The sequence below is a fragment of the Photobacterium sp. GB-56 genome (genome assembly GCF_003026105.1).
Classification (GTDB): domain Bacteria; phylum Pseudomonadota; class Gammaproteobacteria; order Enterobacterales; family Vibrionaceae; genus Photobacterium.
Genome location: NZ_PYNW01000027.1, coordinates 15,357 through 32,096, shown reverse-complemented (window position 1 = coordinate 32,096; position 16,740 = coordinate 15,357). Strand labels below are relative to the sequence as shown.

General features: G+C 39.1%; 13 protein-coding genes. All 13 read left to right on the top strand.

All coding sequences use genetic code 11. From position 1 onward, the window contains the following. The first annotated feature begins 460 nt into the window (after positions 1 to 460). The 13 genes from C9J42_RS20510 (at position 461) to C9J42_RS20450 (ending at position 16,739) form a co-directional block, all read left to right on the top strand. The gene (locus tag C9J42_RS20510) at positions 461 to 1,600 is read left to right on the top strand and encodes a glycosyltransferase family 4 protein (RefSeq protein WP_107208684.1); all 1,140 of its coding nucleotides are present in this window, start codon (positions 461 to 463) and stop codon (positions 1,598 to 1,600) included. Next, entirely contained in the window at positions 1,597 to 2,973 is a 1,377-nt protein-coding gene (locus C9J42_RS20505; RefSeq protein WP_107247903.1) for a lipopolysaccharide biosynthesis protein, read from the top strand. Before C9J42_RS20510 ends, C9J42_RS20505 begins: the two co-directional genes overlap by 4 nt. Then, entirely contained in the window at positions 2,960 to 4,303 is a 1,344-nt protein-coding gene (locus tag C9J42_RS20500) for an O-antigen ligase family protein (protein WP_107247902.1), read from the top strand. Before C9J42_RS20505 ends, C9J42_RS20500 begins: the two co-directional genes overlap by 14 nt. Continuing rightward, a complete protein-coding gene (locus C9J42_RS20495) occupies positions 4,293 to 5,444 on the top strand; it encodes a glycosyltransferase (protein ID WP_107302271.1) in 1,152 nt (383 codons plus the stop codon). The genes C9J42_RS20500 and C9J42_RS20495 overlap by 11 nt, the downstream gene beginning before the upstream one ends. Positions 5,445 to 5,506: 62 nt before the next feature. Continuing rightward, the gene (locus C9J42_RS20490) at positions 5,507 to 5,848 is read left to right on the top strand and encodes a hypothetical protein (RefSeq protein ID WP_233220758.1); all 342 of its coding nucleotides are present in this window, start codon (positions 5,507 to 5,509) and stop codon (positions 5,846 to 5,848) included. A 3-nt stretch (positions 5,849 to 5,851) separates the two neighbouring features. After that, complete coding sequence (locus C9J42_RS20485; RefSeq protein ID WP_107208689.1) at positions 5,852 to 7,300, top strand: sugar transporter; 1,449 nt, start codon at positions 5,852 to 5,854, stop codon at positions 7,298 to 7,300. Then, positions 7,293 to 8,360 carry a glycosyltransferase gene (locus C9J42_RS20480; RefSeq protein WP_199187173.1) on the top strand — a complete coding sequence of 356 codons (1,068 nt, stop codon included), beginning with the start codon at positions 7,293 to 7,295 and terminating at the stop codon, positions 8,358 to 8,360. Before C9J42_RS20485 ends, C9J42_RS20480 begins: the two co-directional genes overlap by 8 nt. A 10-nt stretch (positions 8,361 to 8,370) precedes the next feature. Continuing rightward, the gene (locus C9J42_RS20475; RefSeq protein WP_107208691.1) at positions 8,371 to 10,158 is read left to right on the top strand and encodes a sugar transferase; all 1,788 of its coding nucleotides are present in this window, start codon (positions 8,371 to 8,373) and stop codon (positions 10,156 to 10,158) included. A 51-nt stretch (positions 10,159 to 10,209) separates the two neighbouring features. Beyond that, positions 10,210 to 10,521 (top strand): STAS domain-containing protein, encoded by a 312-nt coding sequence (locus C9J42_RS20470; RefSeq protein WP_105061076.1) that lies wholly within the window; start codon positions 10,210 to 10,212, stop codon positions 10,519 to 10,521. Then, positions 10,521 to 11,306, top strand: a complete 786-nt coding sequence (locus C9J42_RS20465) for an OmpA family protein (RefSeq protein WP_107208692.1) — start codon at positions 10,521 to 10,523, stop codon at positions 11,304 to 11,306. Before C9J42_RS20470 ends, C9J42_RS20465 begins: the two co-directional genes overlap by 1 nt. Then, positions 11,303 to 14,593 carry an SLBB domain-containing protein gene (locus C9J42_RS20460; RefSeq protein WP_107302270.1) on the top strand — a complete coding sequence of 1,097 codons (3,291 nt, stop codon included), beginning with the start codon at positions 11,303 to 11,305 and terminating at the stop codon, positions 14,591 to 14,593. The genes C9J42_RS20465 and C9J42_RS20460 overlap by 4 nt, the downstream gene beginning before the upstream one ends. After that, on the top strand, positions 14,590 to 15,279 hold the full coding sequence (locus tag C9J42_RS20455) for a hypothetical protein (RefSeq protein WP_107247896.1): 690 nt from the start codon (positions 14,590 to 14,592) through the stop codon (positions 15,277 to 15,279). Before C9J42_RS20460 ends, C9J42_RS20455 begins: the two co-directional genes overlap by 4 nt. Beyond that, positions 15,276 to 16,739: a response regulator gene (locus tag C9J42_RS20450; RefSeq protein WP_107247895.1), complete on the top strand. Its 1,464-nt coding sequence runs from the start codon at positions 15,276 to 15,278 to the stop codon at positions 16,737 to 16,739. The genes C9J42_RS20455 and C9J42_RS20450 overlap by 4 nt, the downstream gene beginning before the upstream one ends. Position 16,740: the final 1 nt, after the last annotated feature.

The window sequence follows — 16,740 nt, the reverse complement described above, 5'->3', positions numbered from 1 at the left end:
CAAATAATCCTTCTCTATAAAGAGATGAGTTATTTGTATTGGTCACTAGTATCATTGATAAATCTTTCGACTTAACTTTTCAACGAGTGCCCACACAGATTGCATGGTCAAATTGTTAAAGAACAATACTAAACTCGGCAACCGCTTACGCCGTTGTCCGTGTCAGTGGGGTCGCATTATAAGAGCAAATATAAAGATGGCAAGAATAAATTAAACAAAAAAAACCAAGTGTTCATAATTCAAACAATACCTCCATTGGTGATTATTTTCACCTCTATTTGTGCATCTTCTCTTACTAAATAACCCTATCTAACCTTAATGATGAATTGCAAAACACAAGACGTTTAATCACGATGCGATGCAATCTGTCTCAATAGCTGATGATCTTCTTACTTAAGTGCCACTGAAACATGGCACTAAGTTTGAATTCTTTATTAAAAGTCATTCGCGGAGCACTGTGATGAAGACAATAGGTTATGTGATCCCTTGTTTCCCTACTTTATCTGAAACATTCACGGGTGTTGAAATGAGAGCAATGATTGCACTTGGACATCATGTTGTTCCGTTTTCATTTATGAAAGGTCAACACTTTCAACGTGCTGATATTCCATTAATGAAGCAGTGTTGCTACCCCTCAAACCTTCCCTACTATAGTTTTCGCCACATCACCCGTTCCGTAAGAAGCTTACCTTTTATTTACCAACAACATGAGTTCGGAAAACTCGCTCTTATTCGGCAAGGCCTACAATTAGCGCTATGGGCACATAGTTACCAATGCCAGCATCTTCATGCGCATTTTGCTTGGCATAGCTCAGCGATTGCAATCGTTGCAGCAAAAATATTGAATATTCCAGTGTCATTTGTTGGACATGGCGCTGATATCTACGCTGGGCCTCAAGATTTACAAGCCAAGCTTTCTCATTGTCAGTTTTGCTGCGCTGTGACAAAGGCAATGCATGATCATTTGCAATCACTAACAAAGACACCTGTTCACTATCTACCTTGTGGGATTGAAGAGCAAAACTATCCCACTTTAAATAATGAATGGTCTCCATCTAAGCGCTTTTTATTTATTGGTCGATTGGTTGAAAAAAAAGGGCTTATAACGTTATTGAAAGCCATACAACGACTCAAACACCCGATTGAAATCGATATTGTTGGTGATGGGCCATTAAAATCGGAACTAATATCTTTTTGTAAACGGCATGGACTCATAAACGCTGTTTCTTTTTTAGGCAGTCAAAATGCAGATTGGCTACGATCTCATGCTCAACGTTACCAAGGACTAATCGCTCCTTTTACCATCGCTAATAATGGTGATACTGATACAGGCCCACTAGTTTTAAAAGAAGCCCTTGCATTAGGGATCCCTATTATTACTACTAACCTTGTTGGTTGTACTGAGATCCTTTGCTCTGATATAGGAGTGATGATACAGAAAGATTCACCTACAGAATTAGCAACGGCAATTACAAACCACCAGCTAAAAAGCTATCAGGAATTAAAAACTCAAAGAGAGCTCGGTTATAGGCATGTCATGAAAGCCTTTACTGCAAAAGCTCAAGCGCAACGGCTATCACAGTGGATTGAAGCACTATGAGCACATTAAAGGTTGTTGCGGTTTATGGGATTGGAGTCGTCTTTTGTAAACTGATTGGATTGCTACTTCAACCTTATGTTACAGATCAATTAGGTTTGGAAGAATACGGTAAGCTTGATGTATTATTAGTTTTAACTACATTCTTATCACTGCTCATTAGTTTAGGCATCATTGATGGTCTCTATCGTTTTTATCATGATGCATCAAACCCAACACGGTTATTAGGCCAAGCCTTATGGCAAGTTATGTTATGTGGTGCAATAATTACAAGCCTGCTTGTTTTTTTTAATCACGATATTCAAACGCTTTTACCTGGTCCACCGCCACTTTTTTCCTTTAATTGTTTTATTTTTACTATCTACTTTAACTCTCTTAACGCTATCCCTTTAGCAAAGCTAAGAATTGAGAATAATGCTAAACACTTTGTAAGTATTTTACTTATCACGGCATTATTGCAAGCGGCCTTAGCGCTCTTGTTGGTCACTACATGGAAAGTTGATGGTATGGCTTTAGCTGGATTGATCGCACAAGTCGTGTGTAGTGTTTTACTCTATAAACAATGGCCAATACCACACTTCTCAATGAACCCCGCATTATTAAAATATGGTGCAATTCTAACTATCTCTGGATTATTGGGTTTTATTTCATTAGGTGCTGAGCGTTGGGCTATCGCGCATTATTTAGGAGTGGAAGCGGTATCTCCTTATGCAATTGCAATGCAGTGGGGGGTTGCCGCTAGTTTATTAATAGAACCTTTTGCGTTGTGGTGGTTTCCAAAACGATTTAGCTTTATCAATACAGAGCAACGTAAACAATACTTAGCCAATATTACTATTTTAGCTTGCCAGCTTTGCATACTTATTTCTGCTCTTGTGCTTTTGTTCGGTCCTGTTTTTTTAAGGTTTTGGCTTAATGCTGAGTTTTATTACAGTAGTGTTCTTATCCCATTCATCGCATTGTGGTTAATGCTAAAAGGCTGTTGTACTTTTCTTAATGTCGGCTGCTATTACCACGAACATGGACAAGGAATATTATTGATTAATAGCCTGTCAACGCTATTATCATTACTCGTTTTTATTTATATATTACCCTTATTTGATATTCTCGCATTGATCTATTGTGGAATTGCGATTCAAGCGTTGCGCCTTTTTATTTTTTACTTTTATAGTCAATACCATCTCCCTCTGCGATATCCTCTCTCTGATTTGTTTGTCAGTTTTTCACTTATTATACTGATCTGTTTTTGTCAGCAATATCAACTCACTTATTTTCTCATTCTGTTAACTCCTCTTCTTTGCCTTCAAATCTATTGGCCTTGGCGTCACCTTTGTAACTATCGCCATGTATTACAGGTGATCTATGACAAGGGGTAAACAAATTATCATCGCTTTGTTTAGTACGATAAGTTGCTTTATTGTAAGCAATTACACGTTTAAACATTACTTTGCATTTCTTGGAATACTGTCCCTGCCCTTTGTTGTTAAGCGTGCTTTTTTACTCTGTATTTGGTTTATTCTTTTTTCATATTTTCGCTTACATGAAGCAATGCCATTCCTTGAACCCTTTAAAATACCCAAGTTATTAGCACTTGCTTGTTTGGTCGGATTAAGTTGGCAGTTATGGATGAACTATCGTAACTTCAAGTGGCACCCATTACATACATGGCTACTTTGCTTTGCATTTTGGGTCAGTATTAGCTGTGCTTTTGCTTCTAATAGAGAAGAATCATTTGAAATGTTGTCAGGTAACTTTCTAAAAATCGTTTTAATGGTTTTTGCTATTAGTTTATTACCCACCCATATTTCTCAACTAAAAAGAATTCCTTATTTACTCTTTCTTTGTGGTTTATTGATTGCCTCTATTACGTTGTATAACAAATATTATGAGATTGGATTAGTCGAAGAAACACGTGTCACGATTGGCCGAGCATTTGGATCAATGCTCGGTGATCCTAATGATCTCTCTTTAGTTCTGTTATTTCCGCTATCATTTACTGCTGTCTATATTTTCCATGGTCACATTATTGCTCGTCTTATTGCGATGCTTATTAGCATAACTCTCCTAGCAGGTATTGCAGCAACGGAAAGTCGAGGTGGACAATTGGGAATAATTAGCGTGGTATTTATGTCACTGCTTCTTCGCAGTAAAAATATCGTCACACCACTTATCATTACCGCTCTTGGGATCATGGCTTTATTTGTCGCCGCAGGTATTGAAAACAGATTTGTTTCATCGGCTAGTTCCGGCGCCATTGATGAGTCTGCAATGGGGCGTCTTTATGCTTGGGGCGCTGCAATAATGATGGCAGTTGATCATCCATTTACTGGTGTTGGATTAAGTAATTTTTATAATAATTACTATTTTTACTCAGTACATTGGGATGGTAAGAACCATGCTGTTCATAGCTCTTGGTTTGAAATATTAGCTGAGAACGGATTTGTCGGGTTATTCTTATTTGCTACTTTGTTAATAAAAACTTTCCAACTTAGTTACCGCTTACTTAAACGATTAAAAAAAACAACATATCAACCACTTGCTGAAGGGCTATGGCTTGGCATGGTTTCCTTTTCTGTCAGTGGTACTTTTCTCACACAAGGAACAACGTGGCCTTTTTATATTTTATTAAGCTTATTAATTGCAACCGATCGATTAACTTGTAATACAAATCAACTCCATAAAAAGGATTTGAGTCATGGATCGTGATATAGAGTTTATTATTTTTGGTGAAGATTGGGGGCGACACCCATCTAGCACTCAGCACTTAATATCAATCATTGCTCAGCAATATCCTGTCTATTGGGTCAATTCTATTGGTTTAAGGCAACCCCAACTGCAAGCTAAAGATATCAGGCGTATTATCGAAAAGCTCATGGCTTTTATGCGTCGTGCTGCAATAGCTGATACTGAAATCTCCGCCACAAATTTAAAAAAGATCATCAAACCTCTTGTTTGGCCATTAGCTCGAAACAAGACGATGAAATACATCAATAAAAAGCTATTATCAACACAACTTCCCCCAAAAAAACACTATCGTGTTTTATGGATAGCCTTACCGAGTGCGATTGAATATATCGAACTCTGCCAAGCTGATTTAATCATTTATTACTGCGGAGATGATTTTTCAGCACTAACAGGGGTCGATCACGATAAAACAACGCAAGCAGAACAAACATTAAGTATGCAGGCCGACCTTATTTATGTGGCAAACAGACAATTAATGGCGCGCTTCCCGAAACACAAGACACATTATTTGCCCCATGGTGTTGATCTTCATTTATTTCAATCAAAACATGAATGCCCACCAGCCATTGATAAAGAGACAAAAAATATTGGCTTTTATGGCAGTTTAAATAATTGGCTTGATTACGATTTATTACAACAACTCGCATTAGCGCGCCCACAGCTTCAATTTTATTTGCTTGGGAATAAGGAGTGCCATCAAGTTCAGCAATTGCAAAATGAGAATATCCATCTGTTACCAGCGATACCTCATCACCAACTCGCTAGTTATTTACAACATTGGCATATCGCTATTTTACCTTTCATCAATAATCAACAAATTAAAATGTGTAACCCCTTAAAATTAAGAGAATATTTAGCAGCCGGATGTCCTGTCATTAGCAGTAAATATAAAGCCGCAACAGAGTACTCACCTTTAGTGTCAATTGCGACAACTCAGAAAGAATGGCTCTCGGCAATTGATCGCATTACACAATTAAGCCCACAGCAAGTCGATGAATATAAACAAAAAGCATACCAAAGCGTCCAGCATGATAGTTGGCAACGTCGTATAGAAAAGATAATTAGTACTATACAAAAAATACGATGTTCAACGACTGAATAACAAACCCTTACATCAGGCACTCTTTTTGCAGTCTTTCTTATACACACAAGAAAAAGGAATGCATGATGATAAGAACAATCTATCTAATCATCTTACTAGGGCTGGTTGGGTGTGCCAGTACCTCACAATCCAATAAGAAATTAGAGCTTTTTTTTAGTTCAGAGCAAGTGACGTTAACCGCAGAGCAACACCGTAAAATCATCCAATTTTTTTCAACCTTCTCATATAACCAAATAACAGCAACAGTAGGCCCTGCTAAGCTCAATAATAAATTTGACGCTTTATTACACAGTCAAAAACGAATGCAAAACATAGAGACGATCGCACAAGAGCATCAAATCCCTTTAACGTTGGAGTATTCTCCTCAAATAACAATCGATACGTTGCTCCTTCGGAGTAACTAAGGTATGCGCCACCTCTTTATAACGCGCTTATATCCATTACTTTATGGATTATGGCTTCATCGTTATTTATTAGTTTTACCCATCATCATTATGCCTTTTCTAATGACAATAGGCGGCTTTCTTAAAACTAAGTATTACTACTCTGAAACCACTATTTTGGTTCAGGAGGCCGCATTGCTTAATCCTTTTTTAGAAGATTTATCTATTTCAATGAATCTAGAGCAGCGAATTAAAGCACTCCAAGTCGTGATCCAAAGCCAATCAACTTTGGCGATCGTAATTGATGAACTCGATCTAGTGCCTGATAAAAACCCGCAAAAAATTAAACACGTCACCGCTCAACTCGAAAAAGGGATCACCCTTGATTTGACAGGTAACGATCTCGTTCAAATGAGTCTTGTATGGCAACAACCCGAACAAATTCCAGAAATATTAAATATTCTTTCTCGCATTTTCTTAGAAAAGCTACGAGCCCCTGGACGAGCATCGATTGATAATTCAGAAGTGTTTTTACAAAAACAATTAACAACAACCCAAAAAGATTTAGAGCTTGCAGAAAGTGAGCTTGCCACCTTTAAAGCAGAAAATGCGGATAACTTACCGCTCCTACAAGGCGTCAATGTTGATACTAGTATTAAATTGTTAAGGAAAATAAACGAATCAGAATTGGCTTTACTCCACGCAACAAGTAAACGTGATAGCATGTATAAAACACTGATAAATACCAACCCTGTTATCGGCAAACTAGAGCAAGAAATTGTAATGGCCGAAGCCGAGCTTGCTATATTACGTGCCAGTTATACCGATCAACATTCATTAATTAAAAATGTACTCCGCCGTTTAGAGCGTTTAAAACAAGAGCGGACTCGGCAAGTTGAGTTACAGCAATCACTTTCCCCAGATCAAATCAACAGTTTATGGCAACGGCTAGTTAATAGCACTCAAGATCCTGAAAACCAAACCCAACCTATATTGCTCAGCCAATTTGAAACCTTACAGCAAGCAGAGTCTGAAATCGATGCCATTAATCAAGAGCTCGTATTACTCAAAAAACAAGCTGCAAATATCATAGGAAAACGGGTGGAGTTTGCAGAATTAGAAAAAAAACTCACCAGTTTAGAGCGAAACTATAAGGTCAAATCGAACATTTATAACCAACTACTAGAGCGCTATGAAATGGCCAGAGTCACTGGCCATCTTGGGCGTTTTGAAGAACCAGACAAGCTCAAAATAATAGACAAACCCTCAGTACCGAATGCTCCTCAAAATTGGCCATGGTGGATGAACTTTTTGTCCGGCATTCTTTTTGGCGCAGTCATTGCTTTATTTCTTGTAGGCATCTCGATTATTTTTGATACGCGATTATATCAATCCAGCCATATCCGACAGTTAGTATCTTACCCAATCTTGGTGCGCATTCCTTACTTCTCAAAGGAACATGAACATGGTTAGAACACTACAAGTCGTCCAACATTTACGCCCTGGCGGGTTAGAAAAGCTCGTTCTGAATTTGGTGCGTTTTGCCTCATCAAAGCATCGTGTTTATGTTGCTTCATTAGAAGAAACAGCCACATCTGCTATTTCAGCATGGCCTGAGTTAGCAGCATTTAAAAACCAATTAATATTTTTAAATAAACCCTCAGGTATACATCTTCAAACCGCTTATCAATTAAGAAAAATCATTAATAAGCTAAAGATCACCACGGTTCACAGCCACCATTTAGGTCCTTTACTCTATAGTCGACTCGCACTATTAGGGCTAAGCACAACCCATATACATACTGAGCACGACAGTTGGCATCTAGAAGAGCCAAAACAACAAACCCTCACTCGTTGGCTATTAAAAAATAAACATGTTGAACTCGTCGCCGATGCCCCAACAATAGCCAAAGATCTTCATCAACGATTAGGTCGTCCAGCCGATCATATTATTAATAACGGTATCGACTGTCACTTTTACTGTATTGGTGATCAAGCCGACGCTCGTCATGACTTAGCATTGCCTCAGAAACAAATACTCATTGGTTGTGCTGGGCGACTGGTTTCAGAAAAAGGGATTGATACCATGCTTCTCGCCCTATCATCACTTCCAGAGCATTATCATCTTGTTATTGCAGGTGATGGCGAGCAGTTCTCAAACCTCAAACAGCTCGCCTGTCGTTTACAGCTTGAGCATCGTATTCACTGGTTGGGTTATTGTAAAAACATGCGTTCTTTTTATCGCGCTATTGATGTGTTCTGCATGCCGTCACGTCATGAAGGACTCCCCTTAGCTTTGCTTGAAGCACAAGCGTGCGGTAAACCGATTGTGGCATCAAATATTGGTGCGATCCCCGATGTCGCCCATCCAGAAAACAGTGTATTAATATCGCCTAATGATCCTGTCCAATTAGCTCACGCTCTAGATCATGTACTGACACATAAGACTAATGAAACAAAAACAGCGCATTTCATCCAACACGTTGCTGATGTAAGAACGATGACAGCAGCGTATGAAGCCCTCGCGAAGTAAGGAGCTAACCATGATGGTAAGTTGGTTTATTCTTTTAATTCTAACGCTAATTATTATTTATCATCATGTTATCTATAGTGCTGTTATGGTGTGGTATGGACAACATCTAAAACGAAAAACCATTACAGTAGAACCAGATAGTTTTCCAGCCATTGCGATCCTTATTCCGGCTTATAATGAGGAAGCACATATTAACGATAAATTGGCTAATTTATTGATGCTTGATTATCCCGCAGAAAAACTGTTTATCTTCATTTGTTGCGATGGTTGCAATGATGCAACCGCAAAACTTTGTCGCCAATGGGAGAGGCAATTTCAACGGGCTAATATTCATTTTCAGTTGCAAATAAGCACCAGCAACAAAGGAAAGTTAGCGCGCCTAAATCAACTTATCACGATGGCACAACCTTATGCAGAACTGGTTGCATTAAGTGATGTATCAGCGCTTATCTCGATCGATGCCCTTAAACAAGCAACCCATAGTTTTAACGATCCTAAAGTTGGTGCAATCACAGGTAATTACCTTATTTATGATGGCAATACAGGTGAGAAACAATACTGGTCTTGGCAAAATAATATGCGCTTTGCGGAATCACATTTAGGTAGTGTTATTGGTGGCAATGGCGCTTTTTATATTATGCGATCACGCTTATTTCAGCCATTGCCTTACGACACCATCAACGACGATTTCATGTTGCCGATGCAAGTGCTTAAGCAAGGTTATAATGTGATTTATAATGAATGCATAAATAGTATTGAGCTCGATATTAGTAGTAATGAACAAACCCATCAACGAAGACAGCGTATTGGCGCCGGTAACTTACAGCAACTGATCCGCTGTCGTTTTGTATTTAATCTCCACCAGCCAGGGGTAAAATGGTTATTCGCATCTGGTAAAGGTTTAAGAACCTTAATGCCTTTTCTTTTCATCATGTACCTAAGCATAACCTGTTACCTTGCCGTCCATGGCTCACTTCTCGCCATATGGTTAACGGGATTGCAAGTCGTTGGATATGGTCTTGCGGCACTACCTCTATTAGGTGTAAAAAATAAACTGTTAGATAAATTACATTATTTAATAGGTGGTTACCTATCTTCTTTAATTGGAATGCTACGCTATCTCTTTGGGCAATTTAGAGATGGCTGGAAAAAAAAGCCGCCTCTCAATACCTACCAACATTCTTTTACGATTATCCTCAAACGCTTCTTCGATATTCTTCTCAGTTTTATAGGATTATTACTCACACTTCCATTATGGCCCCTGATTGCCTTGCTTATACGGTTAGATTCCAAAGGTGATATTTTTTATCGACAAGTGCGTGTAGGACAAATTAATGATGAACATATCATGTTGTTCTCCATGTTGAAATTTCGCACCATGCAATCTAACGCTGAAGCAAAAAGTGGCGCGGTATGGTCTCAAAAAAATGATCCTCGTATCACTCGAATAGGAGGGTTCTTAAGAGATACGCGATTAGATGAACTGCCTCAATTTATTAATGTGATAAAGGGAGACATGTCATTAATTGGCCCTCGCCCTGAACGCCCTGAACTATGTGGAAATTTGCAAAATGCATTGCCTTTCTACTTAGAACGAACTCGAGGCTTACGCCCAGGTATAACAGGCTTAGCACAAGTAAATCAAGGCTACGACAGCTGTATAGAAGACGTTAAAGCGAAGATCGCATGGGATCATGCTTACGCTATCGCATTAGCATCACCATTACAATGGCTTAGAATGGACTGCTGGATATTGCTCAAAACAGCATACATTATGGTAACGAGACGTGGACAATAGTTGGCACAACCTTTGAATCATATTAGTTAAAATAGAGAATAAGGAATACCTATGTTCGCATCGTCCAGCTCAGTTATCGCACTTGCTCTACAAGATGAATTTGATGCGCAAAGAGCAAGGGAGCTTGAAAGTGAATTTGATGTTCTCAGTCAAACCGAGCGAATGGAACTCGTCATTGATATGACGCAAGTCCAATTTATCGACTCATGTGGTATTGGTGCCATTGTTTTTCTTTATAAACGCTTAAAAAGCCGAGGACGTCGTTTACGTCTACTTAATGTTAACGGTCAACCTAGAGAGTTAATGCAAATGCTCAGGATTGATAAAGTGATCCCACTCATCACATCAGCAGAGTTAACTTAATGAAATCGCCTCTATTGCTGCTTATAGCCTTATTATTACTACTGACAGGTTGTAGTACTTTTTGGCCTGCGCAAGGAGAAATTCCACTTTCACCGCCAAAACAAACCCAACTCCATCAACTCGAACACCATCAGTTTGAGCTCCAATTACTCGCAACACGAGGCGCCAAACATTGTCTTCCTGGTCAATATATCCGATTACAAAACCTTTATTTAAAAGCAAGAGAAGAAGCCCTTAACGGTTTTGATCGTGATGCTGAAATTACTCTTTTAAAATACCAAACCCAGAATGCCGTGATCCAAAAGCAAATGGATTGGTTGGAATATCACACCCTATGCCTTGACCCCAATTATTCTGAAGTAGAACTCAAAGAGCGTTTCTTATTATATATGTCCGTCGATAACCAGTTTGCGTTAAATAAAACAACCTTGTTGCCTGATTACCAAGAATCACTCCGCTATGCCGCTGGAATAATTAAACGTCAAGAGCATTGGCACTTACAACTTATTGGCTATACCGATAGCCAAGGTAATGAACTGAATAACTATGCTCTTGGCTTAGAAAGAGCGAATACAGTTAAAGACTTCTTTGTTGAAAATGGCGTTGATCCTAACCAAATAACGGTGCTTAGTGTTGGAGAAACACAGGCCATTGACGATAACACTCTCACAAAGCAGCTCAATAATAGAAAAGTAGAAGCAAGAGTATTGGTTGAACACCACGCTCAGTCTATTCATCGCGTATTTGATATAAAGGACTGGCATACAATTCGAGATGGCTTATGATCCGTATCTTCTGCCTACTCATTCTCTTTATCTGCTTCCCTTTACGGGCAGACAATACAATCACGCTAACGGCAGGCGATCGTATTTTCCTGTTTGTACCAGGCGAAAAAGCATTCAGTGACGATTTCACGATTGATGATAACGGAAAAATTCAACTCCCAGAAGTCGGTACAATATCGATCGCAGAGCTCACCATCAAAGATGCTGAACAAAAAATAAAACACAAACTATCATCTATCTATCTTAACCTTGATGACTTTAAGCTTACCTTAAAAGAACAACTCATCCGTATTCATGTACTTGGCTATGTTGAAACTCCAGGAACTGTTTCACTCAAACCTAACAGCAATATTCAATTAGCACTTGCTGCTGTTGGCGGTGCAAGATCAGGCGCGCAGTTAAACAAGTTCTCCATCATACGTAATGGCATATCTCAACGTTTTAATTATAAAAAATATTTAGATACGGGTGATACCTCCAATCTACCTACCTTAACCAATGGCGATACCCTCTTCGTCCCTGTATCTCCACTGCTCGGCAACATTGAAGTTGATTTTGATGCTGCAGCTATTCAAAACACAGGTGATTCAAACAAAAAAAATGGCTTAACATTATTTGGTGAAGTCCGAAACCCAGGAACATTTAGTTATAAGCCAGAAATGAATGTGGTTGATGCCATCATGCGTGCAGATGGTGTAACACGCTATGCCGACGTAACTAAAATTCGAGTGGTTACCGATAATAAACCTTATATATTTGATCTAAAAACCTTCTTAGATACAGGTGATACCCAGCATCTTCCTCCTATAAAAGAGGGAACCACAATTTATGCTCCGATTGAAATTGATGACATCAGTACAACGGTAAGAACCGCCTTTGTCATGGGGGAAGTGAAAGCCGCTGGCGCTTACGAAATAGGAAAAAATACAAAATTTATTGATGTGCTAGCCAATGCCGGTGGCCCAACACGTTTCGCAGATACAACTCAGATCAAAATACTCAGTGAAACAGAACCGCCAATAACGATCAATCTCGTTGAGTTTACTAAATCACCACAAGATTATGATATCCCGCTGATGAAAACAGGTGATGTCATTTTTATTCCAGAAAAAACCACCGTAAATGTAAAGTCATGGCTTAAAATTACGGATGATCGCTCTATTAAAATTATAGGGGCAATTAATATTCCAGGGCGCTATGAGTGGAGCCCAGCGATGGATTTCATGGATCTACTCGCTCACGCAGAAGGCCCGACTAAACGTGCAAATTTAACGAATATTCGACTCATCACCGAAGACAAAGATCTTAATAAAGGCCATGACGTCTCTTTCTTTAATTTCCAAAACTTTATCAAAAAAGGCCATCCTAAAAGATTACTTCCTGAGCTTTCTGCAGGAATGACCATTATTATTGATGAATTACCCGATGACCCCAGTGATAATAAAGCCAGTTGGTTACGCCAAGCACCAAAAGATTCTATTTATATCTTTGGCTCAATTGGCGCGCCTGGTCGCTATGCGTTTAATAATGACCAAGGGTTTCTTGATATCCTCTCAGCCGCTGATGGGCCAAGTAATGAAGCTGACTTACAAGAAGTGCTTATTACGCATCGCAATGGTACTCAAAGCCATGTTACTCAGTTAGATCTTTCCGAATACTTTCGAACTGGGGATGAATCAGTCTTACCCAAAGTCGTTCCTGGGGACGTTATTTATATACCAAAAATATCAAAAGCTTCAGATCATCATGCAATTAAGATTATCGGTGCGGTTTATACCCCCGGACGTTTTAATTTCAACGAAAAGCTAACATTTTTAGATCTACTTTCCATGGCTGGAGGACCAAAAAATAAAGCTAACTTATCCAGTATTCGTATTGTAAGACTTCCGAAAAAAGATCAACCCTCGGCTCAAGGGCATCAAGTACTCTTTTTTGATCTTGAGAATTTTATTAAGCAAGGAAGCCCTGAAAGTAAACTCCCCAAGCTCACATACGGCGATACCATTATCGTTGATGAACTCCCGCACAACCCTAGCGACAGTAAATCCAGCTGGCTCCGTCAAGCAGCAAGCGATTCGATCTATATTTTTGGGGCCGTAGGATCTCCTGGTCGGTATGGTTTTAATAAAGAACAAGGGTTTCTCGACATTCTCTCTGCCGCAGACGGACCAATTGGTGATGCAGATATTCAAGAGTTACTCATCACACATCGCAATGGTAAAAAAACAACCGTTTCTCGTCTCGATCTTGCGAGGTACTTTGAGACTGGTAATGAAAAACTTCTTCCTACCGTACTCCCCGGCGATGTCATTTATGTACCACAAACAACTCAAGCGAAAGATGATAAAACTGTCATGGTTATTGGCTCAGTAAAAGGTCCGGGGCGATTTAAATGGAATAGAAAACTGACTTTTTTAGAGATTTTTGCTCTTGCTGGCGGCCCATTAGAAAGCGCGAACTTAAGCAGTATTCGCATTATCAAGAAAAACAAAAACGATCCAAATAGTATTATTTATTTTGATTTAGAGAAATTTATCGATCGCGGCGGTAACTTTGCAACACTCCCAACCATAAGGGCGGGAGATACGATAATGGTCGATGAACTCCCACGTGATCCCAGTGATAATAAATCCACATGGATTCGACAAAACGCAGAGGAATCTATTTATGTCTTTGGGGCAGTAAACTCACCTGGGCGATATGCCTTTAATAGTGACTTAGGGTTTTTAGATATTATTTCAGCAGCAGATGGCCCAAATAAAGATGCTAACTTACAGCAAATAAAAATCAGCCATCGTAACGGGACCCATGCCAATGTCACAACACTAAACCTTACTCTGTATTTTGAAACTGGCGATGAAAGTTTATTACCCAAAGTAGTCCCTGGCGATGTTATCTACATTCCGCATCAAGATGGAAATTGGTTAGATAAACCTGCAAATCGCGTTGTAAGACTGATGGGAGAAGTAAAAAAACCAGGGCGTTACTCATTCAATAGCCAGATGTCTTTACTCGATTTACTAGCAGAAGCAGGCGGCCCCACGGATAAAGCCTATATAGATAAAATAATGATCGTCAATAGTTCATGTTGCGGAGATAAAAGCCAAACATTCAGCTTACGGAACTACATAAAATATCCAGCAGAAACACCGATCCCCATGCTTCGTCCAGGAGATACGGTGTATGTCCCCAATGAAGATGATTCAACAAGCACACTGTTAAGACAAGGCCTTCAAGACGCATTTAGTTTTGTAACAACCTTGCTTGTAATAGGAGCCGCATTATGAAACCTTGGTTGAGCGAAGAAATGGAACACCTATTCCAACAATTGCACCAGCAACAACTTCGCATAATCTGCGTTGCAAGCTGCAATCAAAAATGCGGAAGTTCAACAATGAGCTATTGGCTAGCTGAACGTTGCTCTGTAAACCAAACAAAAGTGCTATTGATCGATCTTGATCTTTCTGGATCAGGGCAAGGATTCGAGCCAACACAGTGGGAAACCGAAAATAAAGAGCAAAACCTTATTAATAAGCATCCCTTTCTAGATATTTTGCCCCAACCCAAAGATCAATCCACAGTGCTCACATTGCGACAGCCCCATAAACTTCGTTATCTTCTCCAGTATTGGCAACAACATTATCACTATATTATTTGTGATACAGGCAATATCAACACCGCTAACTGGCGAAATTTACCAGCCGTTAATATCGCTAATGCCAGCGATGGCATCCTTTTATGCCTTTCCGCAGCCAAGACGACAGAAAGTAAACTGCTAACAAGTATTACCAAACTAGAAAAAAGTAACTGTAATATCATTGGCCTTATTATTAATGATCAATTTAATCCAACACTCGCACAACGAATGCTAAAAAGTCTCAATACCAAAGCATGGTGGCTCCCCGAAAGGATCAAAGCAAAAATTACCGCAATGCTAAATAACAGCCAACTTCTACAAGGAAAATATCAATGATCAATCAGGTATTATTCAAACAGACTTTTTGCTTAAATTACGAGAACTTAAAAACCATTAGGCACTGGCTAAAATCACAAAGCAATAAGCTCAATTTAAGTTATGAGCTGAGTCAACATATGATTCTAGTTTGTAATGAATACTGTGTTAATTTACTTGCACATCAACGCTTAACCGCAAGTCACGTTGAATTAAAATATGGCTTACGTAATAATCAAGCTCGATTTGAAATCATTGATAACGGCTCTCATTGGCAAGCAATGAAAGAAAAAATCAGCTCCGCAATATTACCTGAAGAGCCCGCTTGCAATAAATTAGGGCTCGCTCTGATCAATACCTACTTCCCTGACTTTAAATATTTTCTCACCAATCACCAAAATATTATTCAATTTAACCTTCCACAAAAAAAGTCAAAACCGCAACTTCTGATCGTTGATGATAGCCCAAGCCAACTCGCACTCTTTGCGACCTTTCTCCGCGATCACTATCAACTCATTCTCTTCAGTAAGCCCATTGAAGCACTCGATTGGCTAGCTCATAGCCAATGCAATATGGTGATAACCGATTTACACATGCCCAATATAAATGGTTTCAGTTTTAGAGATAAAGTGACAGAGTTCAAGCACTGCCAGTCATTACCCTTTATCTTCATCTCAGCAGACAACAAAGACGCAACACTTTTAGAAGCAGCAAGAGCAGGTATTGATGACTATTTAACAAAACCACTCAATAAAGAAAAATTACTCACAATACTGAAACGAGTGTTAAAGCGCCATAGCACGCTAGCGTCTGTTTTTGAAAAACAGCTATTGGCACAGATGACACCTTACCAATCAGAATTTCCATCCAAAATTACGCTTCGAGATATCACAATAGATATTGATCAATACCCGATAAACCAAGGTGATTTTTTATTATATCGAGAACCCAAAAAAGACAAGCCTGCTATGCTCATCCTCGGAGATAATATGGGACATGGTCCATTGGCTAAAGCTAACGGTATTGGCTGGTTTGGCTATATTGCTGGCTTGCTTGATGCAGGTATAGAAAGTCCAAAAGAAATATGCGAGATACTCAACCAACAACTTATTGCTGCACCCAATAATCGTCATTTGATTTGTTTAATGATAATGATCATAGATAATAATAATACTGTGCACATCTACAATGCAGGCATGCCTGCAGCACTTCAACTAAGTCATGATAAGAGCATACATCTAGAAGAAAATATGGGCTTATTAGGGATCAATACCCAATTAACCATAGAACCAAAACGCATTACACTAACCAAAGATGTCAGCCTTCATTGTTACAGCGATGGACTTGCTAACCACCCTATAACTATTAACCAAATCAATCGATTAACACATTATCAAGCGAAAGAAAGGCATATGAAAATTTGGCAAAATCCGCAACGCTCAGCCATAGATGATAAAACGTTAATCAGCATATATAGATAAA